At 37.4% G+C, this 16875-nt stretch carries 14 protein-coding genes; 6 read left to right on the top strand and 8 right to left on the bottom strand.

The features are described 5' to 3' along the window. Nucleotides 1-106: 106 nt before the first annotated feature. Together BM361_RS15530 and BM361_RS15525 are read left to right on the top strand one after the other, a co-directional pair. Nucleotides 107-934: a hypothetical protein gene (locus BM361_RS15530; RefSeq protein WP_038267033.1), complete on the top strand. Its 828-nt coding sequence runs from the start codon at nucleotides 107-109 to the stop codon at nucleotides 932-934. Between the two features lie 108 nt (nucleotides 935-1042). Beyond that, nucleotides 1043-1618, top strand: coding sequence for a PhnA domain-containing protein (locus BM361_RS15525; protein ID WP_074980000.1), 576 nt, complete (start codon nucleotides 1043-1045; stop codon nucleotides 1616-1618). Nucleotides 1619-1667: 49 nt separating this feature from the next. Here the strand turns inward: BM361_RS15525 and BM361_RS15520 are convergent, their stop codons facing one another. From BM361_RS15520 to BM361_RS15495, 6 genes are all read right to left on the bottom strand, one after another. Continuing rightward, on the bottom strand, nucleotides 1668-2249 hold the full coding sequence (locus BM361_RS15520; RefSeq protein WP_074979999.1) for a YdeI/OmpD-associated family protein: 582 nt from the start codon (nucleotides 2247-2249) through the stop codon (nucleotides 1668-1670). Nucleotides 2250-2269: 20 nt separating this feature from the next. Then, nucleotides 2270-5245: an AsmA family protein gene (locus tag BM361_RS15515; protein ID WP_074979997.1), complete on the bottom strand. Its 2976-nt coding sequence runs from the start codon at nucleotides 5243-5245 to the stop codon at nucleotides 2270-2272. A 196-nt stretch (nucleotides 5246-5441) separates the two neighbouring features. Next, nucleotides 5442-6329, bottom strand: coding sequence for an amidohydrolase family protein (locus tag BM361_RS15510; RefSeq protein ID WP_074979996.1), 888 nt, complete (start codon nucleotides 6327-6329; stop codon nucleotides 5442-5444). A gap of 105 nt (nucleotides 6330-6434) precedes the next feature. Continuing rightward, nucleotides 6435-6809, bottom strand: a complete 375-nt coding sequence (locus BM361_RS15505) for a DUF7670 domain-containing protein (RefSeq protein ID WP_074979995.1) — start codon at nucleotides 6807-6809, stop codon at nucleotides 6435-6437. Between the two features lie 134 nt (nucleotides 6810-6943). After that, nucleotides 6944-7363, bottom strand: coding sequence for a hypothetical protein (locus BM361_RS16900; RefSeq protein ID WP_055725820.1), 420 nt, complete (start codon nucleotides 7361-7363; stop codon nucleotides 6944-6946). Nucleotides 7364-7629: 266 nt separating this feature from the next. After that, the gene (locus BM361_RS15495; protein WP_074979993.1) at nucleotides 7630-8193 is read right to left on the bottom strand and encodes a Crp/Fnr family transcriptional regulator; all 564 of its coding nucleotides are present in this window, start codon (nucleotides 8191-8193) and stop codon (nucleotides 7630-7632) included. A gap of 116 nt (nucleotides 8194-8309) precedes the next feature. Here BM361_RS15495 and BM361_RS15490 point away from each other — a divergent pair, with 116 nt between their 5' ends. Next, nucleotides 8310-9491, top strand: a complete 1182-nt coding sequence (locus BM361_RS15490) for an MFS transporter (RefSeq protein ID WP_038267014.1) — start codon at nucleotides 8310-8312, stop codon at nucleotides 9489-9491. Nucleotides 9492-9594: 103 nt separating this feature from the next. Here BM361_RS15490 and BM361_RS15485 read toward each other — a convergent pair whose 3' ends face one another. Together BM361_RS15485 and BM361_RS15480 are read right to left on the bottom strand one after the other, a co-directional pair. Then, complete coding sequence (locus BM361_RS15485) at nucleotides 9595-11994, bottom strand: glycoside hydrolase family 95 protein (RefSeq protein ID WP_074979992.1); 2400 nt, start codon at nucleotides 11992-11994, stop codon at nucleotides 9595-9597. A gap of 81 nt (nucleotides 11995-12075) precedes the next feature. After that, complete coding sequence (locus BM361_RS15480) at nucleotides 12076-13176, bottom strand: DUF4407 domain-containing protein (protein WP_074980031.1); 1101 nt, start codon at nucleotides 13174-13176, stop codon at nucleotides 12076-12078. A gap of 293 nt (nucleotides 13177-13469) precedes the next feature. Here BM361_RS15480 and BM361_RS15475 point away from each other — a divergent pair, with 293 nt between their 5' ends. The 3 genes from BM361_RS15475 (at nucleotide 13470) to BM361_RS15465 (ending at nucleotide 16796) form a co-directional block, all read left to right on the top strand. Beyond that, entirely contained in the window at nucleotides 13470-14672 is a 1203-nt protein-coding gene (locus BM361_RS15475) for an NAD(P)/FAD-dependent oxidoreductase (RefSeq protein ID WP_074979990.1), read from the top strand. 281 nt (nucleotides 14673-14953) lie between these two features. Beyond that, nucleotides 14954-15511, top strand: coding sequence for an RNA polymerase sigma factor (locus BM361_RS15470; RefSeq protein ID WP_083425977.1), 558 nt, complete (start codon nucleotides 14954-14956; stop codon nucleotides 15509-15511). 88 nt (nucleotides 15512-15599) lie between these two features. Then, nucleotides 15600-16796 (top strand): FecR family protein, encoded by a 1197-nt coding sequence (locus tag BM361_RS15465; RefSeq protein WP_074979988.1) that lies wholly within the window; start codon nucleotides 15600-15602, stop codon nucleotides 16794-16796. Nucleotides 16797-16875 lie beyond the last annotated feature (79 nt).

Below are 16875 nucleotides of genomic sequence, written 5' to 3'. Positions count from 1 at the left end.
TATATTTGTATTACTTCTAACACAATCTATACTCAAATTAGTGCATACTCCAAATTTAGGTGAAGCTACTGCTGTGGAAATTATTCACTAACTAAATTTTGGAACAATGAAAACAACCAAACAACCGATCCTGATCTTATGGACATGTTTATTATGTCTGTATGCATTCACTATCCAAGCACAAGAACCTTCACAGTATTACCTTACTGTCACTACCAACCACTGGAATTTTGATAAAGATGGCGGCTCCATGGAAGATTGGATTGCCACTGAAAAAGAGTACCTGGAAAATGTAATCAAAAAAAACGACCTCATTGTTGATGCAGGGGTTTACACTCATTATTTTACTCCTGATAATTCTGAGGTAATTTTTGTAACAGTCTATGATTCCTGGGAAAATATTGAAAAAGCACAGGATAAAAATGACGAATTAGTTGAAGCGGCATGGCCAGATAGTGATGCACGTAAGGAATACTTTAAGAAAAGGAATTCTTATTATATGAATGCGCACTCCGACGAGATATACGTTAGTTTTCCATATATGAAACCTGAAGACCCTGAAAAGGCAAAAGAATCATTAGTATCTTATGTAAGGGTGAGTCATGGTGCATTTCCGGAAAATGGTACCATGAAGGAATTTAATGACCTTTATAAAGAATGGTTCGATAACGTAGTGATGAAAAACGAACATGTTATAGGCTTTTACCCTCATATGCACGCCTGGGGTTCTGATCGTACCGACTTTATAGAAGTGTTTGTCGTAAAAGATTTAGCAGGAGTACAAGCAGCTCTGGAAAGGAATGGAGAACTCTTTGAAGCACATTTTACCACCGAAGACGCCCGTAAAGAATTTGGGGAGAAGATGGGGAAATATTTTACAGGAAAACACGAAGATTACTTGTATCGTTCGGTACCTGAGCTTTCTAAGAATTAATTTTATGCCGAATCAGAATTAAAAAAGGAGGCGCTAGCCTCCTTTTTATATGTAATACTTGTAAACTGTTATGATTAGCAGTAATATTGCAGCCAATTCAAGATACATATGAGCGTTTTAAAATCACTACAGGACAGAAGTCAGTCTTCGTGCGAACTGTGCGGAGCCAAAGAACAATTAAGTGTTTACACCGTACCCCCTGCAACCTCAGAGGGCATAGATGACAGTCTTCTTGCGTGTGCTACATGTATCGAACAAATGAATGATTCCGATACAATAGATGCCAATCACTGGCGATGTTTAAACGATAGTATGTGGAGCGAACACCAGGCGGTAAAAGTAATGGCCTGGCGAATGCTGAACAGGTTAAGAGGTGAAGGATGGTCGCAAGATTTATTGGATATGATGTATCTGGAAGAAGATGAATTAAAAATTGCTAAAGCTATGGGGGATGGAGAAGACCCCGATAAGCCAAAGCATAAAGATAGCAATGGCGCTGAATTAAAAGACGGCGATAGCGTTGTACTGATCAAAGACTTGAATGTTAAAGGGGCGAATTTCACTGCCAAAAGAGGTACTGCGGTTCGCAGGATATCATTGGTCCATGATAACCCGGAACATATTGAAGGGAAAGTAGACGGACAGCATATTGTAATTTTAACCAAATATGTAAAGAAGTCATAAAGACCTCAATATATCCTTCAGGTGTTAAGCCGAATGCTTTAAGTTAAAATCAGCGGTCATTTAGCCCTTTACCATCCATTATTTTAGGAATGTTTTTCTCAATACGTGCTTCACGTGTTTTAGATTGTTTGGCGCTTGAAAAATGAAGTAAATAACCACGTTGCCTGCCAGGTGTTAATGCTTCAAATGCTATTTTCAGGGCATGGTCTTCATCAAGTTTATTTTGAAATTCTTCGGGCATATCGAATTCTGAAGTCTTTTTATAACGAACCTCAAGCCCTGCTTTTTCTACTTCAATGGCCTCGTATATGTAGGTCTTTAAGGTAGCTTCCATGTCAACTATCTGTTGGGCATCTGTGAATCTGATCTGTCGCGCTGCTTGTACATTTTTGGTTTGTTGAATTAATATGGAATCCGTGTCTTGTAGTAAAGCACCCTTGTGAAATAAAAGAGCACAATAATCTTTAAAGCCATGTATTAAGACAATATTGTTGTTTTTATAAGTGTAACACGGAACGCCCCATTTTAAATTCTCGGTTAGACCACATTCCAGAACCAGGGTTCTTAATTGTTCATAAGCAGTTTGCCATTTTGTATCCTTATTAAAAAAGAAATCCACCTTGGGGTTCATAATTGCTATTTTTTTGGTTTTTAAAAATCTAATGTTTTAAGAATTGCCAGCCTCTCATTCACAATGGAAGAATCAGCCTTTTTTTGTAAACGTTCTTTATCTGTAAAATAGTACTTATACTTAGCCTTTGATAGTTTGATGTGATGGTCTTTAAAATTTTCACCGGTAATATCTACACCTGTCTTGAAAGGAATAGGAGATTTTAATACGGAAATATGGTAATGATAGCTCATGTCATGTTGTTGTGTGCCACCAAGTACAAGTTTGTATTTGTCGATTTCAATCAAAGCAGGTAAGATATCCACACCATGATCCTTAAATGCCATTTGCATCTCTAAGGTTTCTATCGGGTTTTTTTGCTTGTGTTTAAATTTAAATGTATTAGCCAGATCTTTGAATGCCGGGTCATTCACTACGAAAATATCAGTAGCCTTCATTGCTGCAACCCCTCTGACTGTTTTAAGTTTGAACTTTAACTCTTCATTCAGTTCTACGTTTCCTTTTATTCTGAAATCCACCTTCCCTTGAAAAGAATGAACTGCCGGAAATAAGGAGTCCATTACAGGTACCACTTCATTAATATGAGCCATTTCTATTTCACTTAGATAAACTTTAAAATCTAAATTTGCAGCTTCATTTTTTGGAGTGTTAAATGCCAGATCAGCATCCAGGTCAGAAACAAAATTCCTAAACTGCATATCCTTCATTTTAAATAAACCTTTCTCAACACTAACATTTCCGGTAATACCATTTAATTGCATTTGACCCATCTGGAACCTGGAAATGTTATTGTATAATTCAAACTTAAAATACTCAGGCAATCGGAATTTGCGTTTTCTGTTTTTGTATGCTATTGAAGTTGTATCAATAATGACTTTATTATCTGAACTAACGATGGCTCCATTGTCCATCGGGGCCATAACATCAATCAATTGATTGGCATCCATATAAGAAGAAGCTATTTGAAGACTTGCGGATACCAGGTCACCCGTCTGTAATCCCTTCGTATTGTAAATGTCACCACTAACAACCATATTAGAATCTCCAAAAGAGATAGAAGTCTGGTTCAGGCTGAGGTTATCATTAATAAATGAAATACTTTGTTTTGGGGTTTGAATATGATAAAGAAACTCGGGTGCATGTGCATATATATTGTCAAAGTAAAGGGTGCCTGAAGGTTCCCAAACGGAATCCCTTTGGGTGATTTTCATTTCAGTTTCACCTTTTAAAACGGTTAAAAAGACTTTCTTCTGAGAAAGGGTCAAGCTATCTGCTCTTAGGATGGAGTTAATGCCGGGAGGGGCAGTATCAGTTTTTGGGAAATAGACAATAGCCATTTCAGACTTATTACTAAAGGCAACAATAGAATCGTATGCACTGAATTTGAGATGATGTACTTTGGTTTGTGCCCTGTAACTATTAAGATCAGTATTTTTCGAAGGACTAAAATCCGAACTTAGTTCGGCAATACTAAAATGAATATCTTTGGTATGAACTCCCAGTTCCTTTACAGAAAGAAGAGCGTCCCAGTCCTTTATATTTTGAGCATGGTTAAAAGCTCTTCCTTCAATTTTTTCCACTTCGATTAATGTACTGTCTTCTTTTGAATGAAGTAAGAATTTATCAACGCTGAGGGTGCCTTTCATTGGGATCTCATTAAATTGAAAATTTAAAAGGTCGGTGGCATTAAAATTTGAATATAATTCTGATGTAACTTCACCTTGTAAAATCAATGACTCACTTAAAGGAAAGTTTTTTGAGATCGTGTTAAAATTCAGGGCACTGTGTAAGTCGATGTCTATAATTGGTTTTTTTAAAAGCTGCTGGATACTACCAGATCCATTAATATCAATACCGGTCCCCTTTATTTGGAGGTTTTTAATACTTGCATATGAATTTAGCGGTTCCTTAGGTTTGACTACAACAGCTATTTCACCATGGATGTCATTAACTTCTCCAGCGTACCCGGCAAAAGAAACAGAGCCATTATTTAACACAATATCGGTGGTAATATCAGGAAGTTCACTTTTGCTTAATACGCCATTAATTTCGCAGGCCATCAGGAGCTTCCCTCTGGTGCGAATTCCTTTTTTCTTTAAATATTGCTCAGGCACATAAGCCATTAAATCTTTTAATGAATTTGTGGTAAGTTTGGTTTTGAGAGCCAATCTAATCTTTTCTTTCTGTGGTAAGAGCTCAATATTACCTTCACTCCTCAAATTTATGTCCTTAATGCTTAAATCCGCTTTTTTTATTTGCAAGAGCGTGTCCGTTGGTGAAAATTTCAACTTTGAATCAAGACTTATTTCGGGTACTGTAAATGCCCCCAGAGAATTATGATAAACAGTGATTTTATCATTATTGCTTTTAAGACGTATATCTATATCAGTTCTACGTACACTTGGATCGATCTCCAGATTGAAATTATCAATTTGACCCTGAAGTCCGGAAGAATGGTCATAATAGTTAACATGCGATTTTTCAATAGTTATCTGAGGGATGTAAAGCGCGTCCAGTTTATCAACAACACCAGAGGAATCTGAAGTTTTAAGAGGTAACTTTTGTAAACTGCTCCAGTTGGAAACCCCCATAGAGTCCAAACTAAAATTTATATCTGCCTCCTGAATCTGTATTTTTTTAATAGCCTTTTTACTTTTTTGCAGTACTCCGACAAGGTTAAGTTTCAACCTGGCAGTGTTAAAATGAAGTAGCGTATCATTTGCAATACTGTCTTTGGCATATAAAGTTCCGTTCGATAGTTTTAAGGCAAAATTCGGGAAACTTGAAAAGTATGTTAATTCAGCACGATCTATAGTTGTGGTTGTGTTGAATTCTGAGTTAATAATATCTAGAATTTTCGGGGTTAATTTACCGGGGGTGATAATGAAGTTAATGACTATCGATACTCCCAAAAGAAAGAATAACACAAGGCCAGAAAGGACAAGCAAAGCTTTCTTAACCTTTTTATTCGACCTTATATTTCTAATGGAAAGCATGCTGTATCTGGAAATTTTATAGTTAATTGCTTCTTACTTCGGTAATTCAGTATTAGACATTTATATCTAAATTATGCATAGATAATGAGATACGCAACTATGCAAATCACTGTAGTGTAGTTGAATTTATTTTTTTGTGAATCTGAATCTGAAGCCCCATAGCATACCCTATTCATAAATACTTTGGCAGAAATTGCTATTCCGTAGGTAATTTTAAAAATCTTTTAGCATTGTCGTACAGTATCATCTGTTTTTCTTCAGCCGTAAGAAACGCTATGTTATTTAAGAATTCAATCGATTTGCTAATCGCTCCCGGCCAAACCATCTGATCGCTGCCAAACATAACCCGATCAAGAAGTCCGGCTGCTTTGGCTCTTTTTAATAAGTCTATAGCGTATGATTTTACTATAGGGTCAACCCAAAGCATAACCCCGAGATCCACATAGAGTTGTCTATACATTGACATCATCCGAACAGCATGTTCATAAAAAACTTCACCTCCGTGCATCAGGTATATACGTAACTTCGGATACCTGACTAAAACATCTTCTATGAGTAATGGATCACCCAGAGCAATTCTGAACTTCGGACAGCAATTGTATGGGGTCATTGGAGGGCCTCCACCCGTATGGTAGGCTACCGGGATATCATATTTTTCACAAATGGCCAGATATGGAGCATAAATGGGATCGTTTAAACTGCGGCCATAGTAGATGCCTGCCACTTCACCAAAAACTTTAATGGTTCCGTCTTTTATGAGGGCTTCAAAAGTTTCTATGGGTATGAGTTTTTCTTCATCGGAATATCCGGGAATAAATCTTGGATCAGCCGCCGAATAAAGCTTGATACTTGCTATAGATCCACTGACTACAGCATGTTTAATATTATGCTTATTCATTAGCATAATGGTTTCTCTAAGGTGCTCGGCAGCCGTTTTAGGCGCGGTTACCCCTGAGGGATGCCCATTAACTCCCCAATAATCTTCCTGGGTATAACTATGCATATGAACATCAATGACCTGTGCACTTGAAACCTGATAAATAATAAACAGAAAAATAACGGATAATATGATTTTAGAATTCATAGACGAGATGTTTGTGTAGGTAAAGTGATCTCTTCAGAGTACACTAAAATACATTAAAAATCAGCTAGTTACAAATTCGGAGTAAATTGTTTTAGCTAAGGAAACTTAGAATTTAGCTTCTTCGCGTAATAAAGAATGGATAAGGAATAAAACCCCGGGAATAAATGCAAGACTTAATAATAATAGATTGGAAACCAGGTCAGGTCGAATGATCATTAAGATAATCATGCTCATCAATGCAATAATACTTCCGGTTCGCTCCCGAATAAAACACACAATAAGACCTAATAAAGTGCCTACGGGAAATAAAATAAATGCAAAGATATCTTTGGTTGGAATGGCATGGTTATCTGTATTGCCCTGGTTAGATAAATGAGTAAGTAGAAAAAATAAAATAAATGCAATGACCAGTGCGGCAGATATCCGCGCCAGCCATAAAATAGTTTTTCTGATCTTTTCATGCGGTGTCGTCGGTTCCATGACTAAACTGGTTGATTCACAGCTTTTTTTGAGTTTTGAATAGATACTCTAAGTTAATGAAACTTATTCAGATGAACTAAAAAAGCTATGTTTAGACCAGGAAAGTTGTACTGATAATATTTACTAAAAGCGTTTTATTTAAGAATTGTTTTAACACCAATAGTTTTGAAAAGTTCCTTGGTTTTAATCATGTCATGAGCCTTAACAAGTTTAGAAAAATGTCGTTTGCTGCCATCGACAAGAAGTAAACTATATTTTTTTCTTCCTAATACGGAGTACTCTATTAAGGCCTCAATATCATTGAGCTCCACATAATTAATTTTTGATTTCTGAAAGAAGGAAAAACTATAATAAATGAGCATAATAACAGATGAAGTGGCAATAGTTACCCATAACATTTCAAATACGCCCCATTGGTTATCTTTTAGAATGTATAGATTAATACTAGCATTGATGATGTTTAAAATAAAGATGATAAATACAATTTTGTACTGAGCCGTAAGATCGTGATGAATCACCAATGAGTTTCGCTCTTTTAGGTAGTCTATGTTCATAGTTTAGTTCGTTTTTTTAGACTTGGTCGGTCTTGTGTACGATGCTTGGGGATGATAAATGTAGGGAAAATATTCGATTAATTAGAGTCTTAATTTGATGTCGCTTGTAAAGTTATTAACGATAACTTGTTAATAGTGTGATGAGTAGATGTTTTTAGTAGTGGGAGGCACTGATGGTTGTTATCGAAAGTTTGCTACGAATTTGTAGAGGGCAAGTCTTACTTTGAAGCATTGAAAATAATGGGGTTTCAATGGACTAAAGAACTTTAGAGTTTAGTTTTATTCAAAACACGGTTTAAACTTCTGGGGGTAATGCCCAGGTAATTTGCGATGTCTTGCTTAGCAAGTTTTTGAAATAATTCAGGAAAATCTTTTTCTAAACGTTGGATCTTATCTTCAATAGTATGAGATTGGTTGTAGGCATGTCGTATGGCTTTGTACTGTATTTTATTGGTCAAGGCTTCCAAAATGAGACGATTGAATTTTTTATCCGTATCCAATAATGTCATAAAAACCTTTGCAGGGATTTGTATAATCTCCACCGGATTGATCGCCTCAATACAACAAAAACTTAAGCCACCTTTTAAAGTTTCAACTTCACCAAATAGTTCACCTTCACCAAAAAATTCCTGTATGAATTGAGTTCCGTTATCCTCGGTAAGATAACACTTTGTGACTCCCTGTTTTATTATATATACATTGGATACACGCTTGTTTTGATCGAGAATGACTGCTCCGGCTTTATAGGTATTAACCATAATATCAACTGGAATCTCTTGGATGAGAGTCTCTGTTAAGTAATGTAATAATTTTGGATTTTTACGAATCATTGTTTTACCGGGACAAATGTCCTTTTAGAGCTTTGGGTATTATTGTTACTTTGCCTGCATAAAGGTCGAATAATTTTTTATTCAAACAAATAGTTCGAGATCAGTAGTCAATATCAATGAAAAAAATACCTGCTTTAAATAACTCACACCCGGTTTATAACCTTAAACTAGGATTGGTATGTGTGAGTTCATTGCTTTTTTCAGCAAGCTATAATATGCTTATTCCGGAACTTCCGGCATATCTTACCTCATTAGGAGGAGCCAGGTATATAGGACTTATTATTGCATTGTTTACCCTTACAGCAGGAGTGTCAAGGCCGTTTAGTGGAAAGCTGACCGATACCGTTGGCAGAATTCCTATAATGATATTTGGTACGGTGGTCTGTGTGATCTGTGGATTATTATATCCTTTACTTCACACCGTTTTTGGATTTTTACTCTTGCGATTGTTGCATGGATTTTCTACCGGTTTTAAACCAACAGCCACCTCAGCCTATGTGGCAGATATCACACCGGCTAAATTTTGGGGAACAGCCATTGGTATGCAAAGTCTTTTTTATAGTACCGGAATGGCTGTAGGACCCGCTCTGGGAAGCCTGATAAAAATGAATTATTCATATAATATATTGTTTTATGTTTCCTCAGTTTGTGCGTTACTCTCTATGCTGGTAATCTTAAACATGAAAGAAACCTTAGAGTCAAAGCAAAAGTTTAAATGGAACCTTCTGCAAATTCAACGCAGTGATATTATTGCATTTGAAGTGTTACCGGCCGCCTTCGTTGTATTACTCGTTTACGTTTCATTTGGGGTCATTTTAACCCTTATACCCGATTGGACAGCTCACTTAGGGATTGCTAATAAAGGAATGTTCTTTATCGTATTCACCGTCTCATCTCTGTTGATTCGGTTTATTGCCGGCAAAGCTTCCGACACCTACGGACGAAAAATACTAATCATTATAGGATTGGTGTTTTTGATTGTTGCCTTGCTGCTGCTTGGTATGGCCTCATCGGTGCTCATTTTTATTATCGGAGCCGTTCTGTACGGTATTGCAATGGGAATACTATCACCTTCTTTAAATGCATGGACCATAGATATGAGTTTGAAACATGCCCGGGGAAAAGCCGTGGCGACCATGTATATAGCCTTAGAGGCCGGTATTGGTTTAGGAGCATTGTTCTCGGGCTGGTATTACCAGGGAAACATCGGAAATATACCTGTGGTAATGTATGCCATCAGTGCAATAGCCTTCATCGGACTTCTTTATATGCTTATAAAAAAAGGTAAAGAGGCTTAACTTTAAATTTGAGCAAGCATCTTTACCTATGAATTCGATCTGAATAAACACGGTAGATTTAGTCAATGATGATCCCCGTATTCAATTGTGTTAACATCTTTTTTCAATATAATTCCATGATTTCATGATCAGTGGAAGCCTTTGCATCAAAGGTTATATCTTGTCCGTTATATGAAACTTTACACGGTTGATTGTAATCAGACCTGATATTAACATACGTTAGTTTACCTTGTTCCCAGCTTAGGTCAACTGTAAAACCACCTCTGGCTCTAAGACCTGAGAAGCTCCCGCTTTGCCAATCTTCAGGAAGGGCTGGTAACAGTTCTATTTTACCTGTGTGACTCTGAAGTAGCATTTCAGCAATTCCGGCCGTAGTTCCAAAATTAGCATCAATTTGAAATGGAGGATGTAACCCAAATAGATTCTTACTTGTACTTTTAGTTAAAACCGTATTTAAAGCATTATGAGCTTCTTTAGCTTCACCCAGACGAGCATACTGACTAATAAGCCATGCGGCACTCCATCCCGTATGGCCACCTCCGTTTTCAATCCTGTAGTCTAATGATTTTTTAGCTGCTGCTGCAAGTTCAGGCGTATCGACTAAATTGATTTCAGCCCCCGGGTGAACCGCAAATAAATGGGAAATATGGCGATGACCAGGTTCTCGCTCCTTAAATTCTTCAGCCCATTCCATAAGCCTTCCGTCACTTCCGATCTTCGTTGTAGCTAATCGATCTAAATTGCTTTTGGTAATAGCGGTAAAGCTATCACTAATTTTAAGTGTTTCTGAAGCCTTGATAAGGTCTTTAAAAAGCTGGGAGATTACTTGTTGATCATGTGATGGTCCCATACTGATTTGAGCGGTGGTACCATCTTCGGTAATAAAAGTATTCTCAGGGGAAACTGCCGGTCCCGAAACCAACTTCTGCGTCTTTGGGTCTTCAGTAAGCCAATCGTTATAAAAGGCGGCAGATCCCTTTAAAACAGGATACATTTTCTTTAAAAAACTGGTGTCCCTGGTAAATTCAAAGTGTTCCATGATATGTTGAGACAACCAGGCCCCACCTGTCGAATGCATTCCCCAGGAAGCCATTTCTCCCGGAGCTGTATACCCCCAGACATTGGTAATAGGGTGTAAGACCCAGCCATTATTCCCATACTGTACCTCGGCGGTAACACTTCCCGGTTTTACGAGATTTTGTAATAAGTCGAAAACGGGGAGGTGTAATTCTGATAGGTTGGTGGTTTCCACAGGCCAGTAATTCATTTGAATGTTAACATCAGTATGGTAGTCACCATTCCATGGGGTCTGTATCTGATTGGCCCAGATACCTTGTAAGTTAGCAGGAAGCGTTCCCGGTCGCGATGATGAGATCAATAAATATCGACCGTACTGAAAGCTCAGTTCAGTTAAGTGTAGATCATTTAATGAATCTTTGAATTGTTCCACGCGTTCATCAGTGGGGATGTTCGCTATTTTACCCTGACTTAAGTCAAGTTGAACCCTGTCAAAATATTGTTTATAGTCTTTAATATGATCAGCTTTAATAGCTCCAAAACCCTTCTTAACGGAATTGTTGAGGTTTGCTAAACTAACGCTCTTATAATCACGACCGGTATAATGTGGATGCTCCAATACGTAATCAGTCGATGCGGTGAGGTAGAGTGTTACTTCGTCAGCATTTTTAATTTCAATGCCATCATCAGCGTAAGAAACAGTACCGTTTTTAGCTACCGCTTGCAACCTGGCTATATATTTTAAATTAGTGCCTCCTTTTCCGTCCGGTAGTTCACCGGTCATGATAAGCTGATGGTCTTCTGTATAAGTCTTGTAATGCTCCGGGCGATTCATTTTAACATCAAATGAGATGCTTCCCGGCTTACTTGCTTTAAATGAAGTGGCCAATACCTGATCCGGATGACTGGTTAAAATTTCTCTGGTATAGCTTATTTCGTCTTGTACATATTTAACCGTAGCGATCGCATTGTGCAAGTTTAAATCGCGATAATAATCAGTATATGGTGACTTTGAATGATTCTCTATCCATAGATCTCCTAAGGTCTGAAAGCATCCAAAAGGAACGTTAGCCCCATTACCATGTCCTGATCCTTTCCCACTACATACCTGAGTCTGGTTGGTGAGGAGGGTGGCTTCCTTGTATTTGCCTTCAAACAATAACTTTCGAATGCTATCCAGATGTTTTTGAGCTTCAGGATTATTGTTGTCAGCGGGACTCCCCGACCACATGCTCTCTTCATTGAGTTGTATGCGTTCGGTATGTACGTCGCCAAAAACCATGGCGCCCAGACTACCATTTCCCAATGGTACAGCTTTCATCCATTCAGGATTGTTTTTCCAGCCGTTTTCAGGGTCTGCCTGCAATGCATTTGCAGGTTCATCAAACCAAAGTTTCAGGGTCTGTAATTCCTCGTTATTTTTCGCTGGGTTACAACTGCTCACAAGAACAATTAAAACAAGAATGGGTAAATAAAGTTTAGACATAATTTAAAGGGTAAATGTTTCTAAAACAGATGAATTTTTGAGTAATATAGAAACATTTAGATGTATTAGACAATCAAAACCCTACAGTATGTTTTTCTGTTGTTTGTAAAAAGCGTCTGCTTGTAGTTGCATGATCTCACGTGCAGATTTACGCTTATAAGTGTATAATTCGTCTTCTTCACTTAAGTCCTCATATACCTTATCATTGATAACAGCATCAGTGGCCAATTGTTTTTTGCGCTGGTAGGCTTTTTGTTGGGCCCAGGTCTTAGCGGCATCTTCGGCATCAGAAAGTTTGATGTCGTAGGCTCCTTTGGGAGCCATTAATTTTGCAAAAATAGGGGCAGTTTCAATGGCAAAGAATAATAGAAAAATAAAGAATGAAGGTAACCAGGGTAACTTATCAAGTGCATTTACCCGTGCCATAAGACCATCAAATCCGTCTATAACGGGTTGTGTTTCAGTAACCTTCTTGTCGTAGTTGCTTTTTAAGGTGGCGATCTGCCCCTCTAACTCACCTATTTTAGCAGTGTTGTTCTCACGTAGTGTTTGGAGTTCCTTTAAGCTCGCGTCGTGCTTTTCACGTTTCTCTTTGTATACCGGACCTTTGCCTATTTTCAAAGTACCTTCACGTCCTTCTGCCTCTGCAATATAAGTGTCGTATAATTCGTTAACTGCCGCTTCCTTGTCAGTGACTTCTTTTTTCAGTGCAGAGATTTGATTTTCCAATAGCTGAATTTCCGGTTGGTATTGGAGTCCGATTTGTTCTTGATTGGCAAGCGTAAGTTCATTTTTTTCTTCAAGTAAAACCCGATCGATCTCTTTTTCAAATATTTTTAGCTCTAATGGCTTGGCAATAACAATAGCAATGATAATGGCCAATAGAATTCTTGGTACCGCCTGGATAAATTCACTCTTAAAGCTCCCGCTCTTTTTTATTGTGGAAACGATAAACCTGTCCAGGTTAAAAATAAGCAGTCCCCATATTAATCCAAAGAAAATAGCCAGATATATACTGTCAAACACCGTATACAAGGCATAGGAAGAAGCGATAAAAGCCATAACGGCTGTAAAAAACACAGTACCGCCTATACCGGCCTGCTTGATTTGTTCAGATTTTGAACAGGTTTCAAGGAGGTCCGTATCAGCGCCGGAACACATCCAGAAGAATTGCTTTAACATAATAACACGTTTTTTGATTGATCTATCCGCCGGTTTAAGAAATGCACTCCTACCCATCGAATCGAAAACATGAAGCTTATCCAAAAACATAGCTATTCCGGATACCATTTTCTTTAGAAAATATTTCGAATTGTCGATTTGAAATTGTGATCGTGCAATGAAACTCTAACCAACTTTAATTATATAACGCAAAACCACTCCAATTGTTACATGTTATTTTTACTAACTGTAACTTATGTTACTGATAAACATGGGGTTCTGTAGTACCTTTAAGTATTCAAAATCAATAAGTCATGAAAACATCAGTAGTTATAGGAGGCAACTTTGCAGGGATGACCGCTGCACTAGAACTTAAACGTAAAGGGAAAGACCAACAAAGGGTCATTATGATTGATAAATCACCTTTATTCTTATTTATTCCTTCCCTGATCTGGGTGCCTTTTGGCCGAAGAGAGGTTAAGGATATCTCTTTTAGAAAAGATGAAATATTGAAGAAAAAAGGAGTGGAATTTATGCAGGCAGAAGCCTTGAAGGTCGATACGGAATTGCAAATTGTTCAGACTACCAAGGGGGATGTTCATTACGATGATTTGGTTGTTGCAACCGGACCAAAAGTTAAATATGATGTGGCTCCCGGAGTAGAAAAATACGCTCACTATGTAGGTACCCCAAACGGGGCAATGAAAATTAGAAAAGCACTGGAGGAATTTAAAAAGAACCCCGGACCGATTGTGATAGGCGCTACGCAAAATGCCGGATGTATGGGCGCAGCTTACGAATTTTTATTCAATATAGAGAAATGGCTTAGAGAACAAAACATACGTAAGAAGGTTGACCTGTATTGGATAACCCCTGAAACCTTCTTAGGACACTTTGGGATTGATGGGATTAAAGGTGGTGAGACCATGTTGAAATCGTTTATGAAGATGTTTAATATTCATTACCGAACTGAAGTAGGGGTGGAAGAAGTAATGGAAAATAAGGTGAAACTAAGCAGTGGAGAAGAATTACCAAGTAGCTTTACCATGTTAATGCCTCCATTCATAGGGGTTGATTTTGTTCAGAATTCACCGGGACTTAAAGCTACCGCAGCGGGATATATACCCGTAACTGACGATTATAGACATGTAACACTGCCTAATGTATGGGCTGCCGGAATTGCCGTCGATGTAAAACTCCCGTTCGAACCAGGAAAAGTTCCATTCTCCGGACCGAAAACAGGATACCCTTCCGATGAGACCGGGAAGATTGTAGCAGAAAATATTATTCGAGTACAACAAGGCAAAAACGAACTTAAGAAAAAAGGATGGGGTAAAATACCAGGTATTTGTATCATGGATGCCGGTAAAAAAGAGGTAATCATTTTAAGTGATAAACTTTTTAAACCCAGAAAGTTTGCCATCATGATCCCAAACATATTTTACGACTTCAACAAGGTCTTATTTGAGAAATATTTTCTGTGGAAAACCAAACACGGATACTCCCGGTTACCTTGATGTTTTTTGATTGATTTTTGTATAAGGGTCTACTTGGAAAGTAGGCCCTTTTTATATACGGATTAATGAAAATAAGTAAATATAATTTTAATACGGTTGACTTGAATATAAAGCGTTTTATATCAAGAAACTTAGCAAAAATTCATGATATTCTATATAACTTTGTTAAACTTGCAGTCATCTTACGTAGTCGTTAAGGTTGAATTAATTAATGGTTAAGCAATTATGGAAATTAAATTTGGTTTCCATCCGATTAATGTAAGTAACTGGCAGTAAATGTGATGAAGGTATCAGGTAAAACTATTCAGTATAATAGTGCAGAGTTCAAAACTATATTTGAGCATCTTTTTCCATCTATGTGTGTGTTGGCTTCACGTATTTTAAAGAGTGAAGATAAAGGAAAGGATATCGCTCAGGAGGCCTTTGTGAAATTATGGCGAAAGGATACTGAAGAGTTTACTGATCAGAAAGCCTTACAGGCTTATTTATATGTTTTAGTAAAAAATGCATGCATAAGTGAACTTCGAAAGGAAGCCAAGCATAAGAGCACAATCTTAGAAGAAGGACTTACCATTAGTCAACAGGCTTTTTTAAATGAAATACTTAGGGAAGAAACTTATAAGCTTTTGCATATTGCCATAAAAGAACTTTCACCTCAAGCAGAAAACGTTGTAAAGTTAACATTACAGGGATATCAAAATCAGGATATCGCTAACGAACTAAATGTTACTGTTAATACCGTTAAAACTGTTAAAAAAAGAGCGTATAAAGCATTAAGGACAAAGCTTGGGAATCAATTTATAGCGATTCTGTTAACCAACTTTTTCGATTTTTTTTAGATTTTTTAACATTCCTTGTCACTCTCCTTCCAAATTTTTGCGTCCTTAATAAAAGCAGCATCGTAATATGTTGTAAATTAATGGTTAAATGGACGAAATTAAAAGTCAAATAGAATACTCAGAACTCTTAGCTGCAAAAGTTTTAGGGTCTTTAACGGAAGATCAGAAAAAAGAACTGGAAGCATTTGAAAAGAAACTTCATCATCAAAAGTTGGTTCATGAAATTCTTGATGCCGATGCTTTTGAGAAATGGACTCAAAAGATAGATGGTGTGGACACTGAAAAGGAGTGGAGCTCTTTTTTGGTGAAAATGGAGCAAAAACCAGAAAAACGCAGTAGAGTAGTAGTAATGAGAGCTGTAAAATGGACTGCTGCGGCTGCTGCCATATTTCTTGTTGGATTTGTATTGTTTTCTGTTTTTCAGACTTCAGGTATCGATCAAGGGTATGAGTCTGTAGAAAACGCAAATATTCAACCAGGATCTTCGCATGCTGAGTTGGTGTTGTCTGACGGAGAGGTCGTTGATTTAGAAACGGAATCAAAAGATAAGATTAGTCAGGGAACTGTTACTGCAGAAAATATTAATGGAACGCTACAGTATAGTGATATTGAAAAAAAGTCAGCAATAGAAGTTAAAAAGAATACACTAAGAGTGCCTCGCGGAGCTGAATATCAACTTGTTCTTTCTGATGGTACGAAAGTATGGTTGAATGCTGAAACTGAATTAACATATCCGGTTTCCTTTACGGGTGGAAAAAGAAGGGTTGAACTTAAAGGAGAGGCATACTTCGATGTAGCTCCGGATGAAGAGGTTCCTTTCGTAGTAACATCACGAAATCAGGAGGTGACTGTGTTGGGGACTGAGTTTAATATTTCTGCATATGAAGCAGATAATACAATAACCACCACCTTGGTAGAAGGAAAAGTAAAAGTAAACGCCGATGAATCGGATGTTGCTGAATATTTAGTCCCAGACCAGCAGGTAGTATTTAATACAAATACAGCTTTTATGGAAAAAAGCAATGTAGACGTGTATCCTTATATAGCCTGGAAGGAAGGGCGTTTTGTGTTTAATAACGTAACTCTGGAGCAATTCCTTTCAAAAGTTGCAAGATGGTATGATGTCGAGGTTATTTTTAATGATGATTCAATTAAAAATATCAGGTTCACCGGAGACCTTCCCAGGTATAATAATATGACTAGCATTTTAAAGATTATTGAGACTGAAATGTCTGTTCATATACAGATCAAGGACAACAAGAAAGTATATGTGTCTGATAAATAATTAATTAACTAACTAAAAGGAAGAGAAAAGCGCAACTTTTCCTGATGATTATATCTTCTAGAAGTGTTTTTTTATTACT

It is taken from the genome of Zhouia amylolytica (assembly GCF_900116365.1).
Lineage (GTDB): Bacteria > Bacteroidota > Bacteroidia > Flavobacteriales > Flavobacteriaceae > Zhouia > Zhouia amylolytica.
Note: the sequence above shows the minus strand (reverse complement) of the source record. Positions and strands in the feature narration are given on the sequence as shown.

Excerpts from the sequence above, each read along its gene's own strand:
- BM361_RS15530 (WP_038267033.1), top strand. The coding sequence starts at position 107 with ATGAAAACAACCAAACAACCGATCCTGATCTTATGGACATGTTTATTA.
- BM361_RS15525 (WP_074980000.1), top strand. The coding sequence starts at position 1,043 with ATGAGCGTTTTAAAATCACTACAGGACAGAAGTCAGTCTTCGTGCGAA.
- BM361_RS15520 (WP_074979999.1), bottom strand. The coding sequence starts at position 2,249 with ATGAACCCCAAGGTGGATTTCTTTTTTAATAAGGATACAAAATGGCAA.
- BM361_RS15515 (WP_074979997.1), bottom strand. The coding sequence starts at position 5,245 with ATGCTTTCCATTAGAAATATAAGGTCGAATAAAAAGGTTAAGAAAGCT.
- BM361_RS15510 (WP_074979996.1), bottom strand. The coding sequence starts at position 6,329 with ATGAATTCTAAAATCATATTATCCGTTATTTTTCTGTTTATTATTTAT.
- BM361_RS15505 (WP_074979995.1), bottom strand. The coding sequence starts at position 6,809 with ATGGAACCGACGACACCGCATGAAAAGATCAGAAAAACTATTTTATGG.
- BM361_RS16900 (WP_055725820.1), bottom strand. The coding sequence starts at position 7,363 with ATGAACATAGACTACCTAAAAGAGCGAAACTCATTGGTGATTCATCAC.
- BM361_RS15495 (WP_074979993.1), bottom strand. The coding sequence starts at position 8,193 with ATGATTCGTAAAAATCCAAAATTATTACATTACTTAACAGAGACTCTC.
- BM361_RS15490 (WP_038267014.1), top strand. The coding sequence starts at position 8,310 with ATGAAAAAAATACCTGCTTTAAATAACTCACACCCGGTTTATAACCTT.
- BM361_RS15485 (WP_074979992.1), bottom strand. The coding sequence starts at position 11,994 with ATGTCTAAACTTTATTTACCCATTCTTGTTTTAATTGTTCTTGTGAGC.
- BM361_RS15480 (WP_074980031.1), bottom strand. The coding sequence starts at position 13,176 with ATGTTAAAGCAATTCTTCTGGATGTGTTCCGGCGCTGATACGGACCTC.
- BM361_RS15475 (WP_074979990.1), top strand. The coding sequence starts at position 13,470 with ATGAAAACATCAGTAGTTATAGGAGGCAACTTTGCAGGGATGACCGCT.
- BM361_RS15470 (WP_083425977.1), top strand. The coding sequence starts at position 14,954 with ATGAAGGTATCAGGTAAAACTATTCAGTATAATAGTGCAGAGTTCAAA.
- BM361_RS15465 (WP_074979988.1), top strand. The coding sequence starts at position 15,600 with ATGGACGAAATTAAAAGTCAAATAGAATACTCAGAACTCTTAGCTGCA.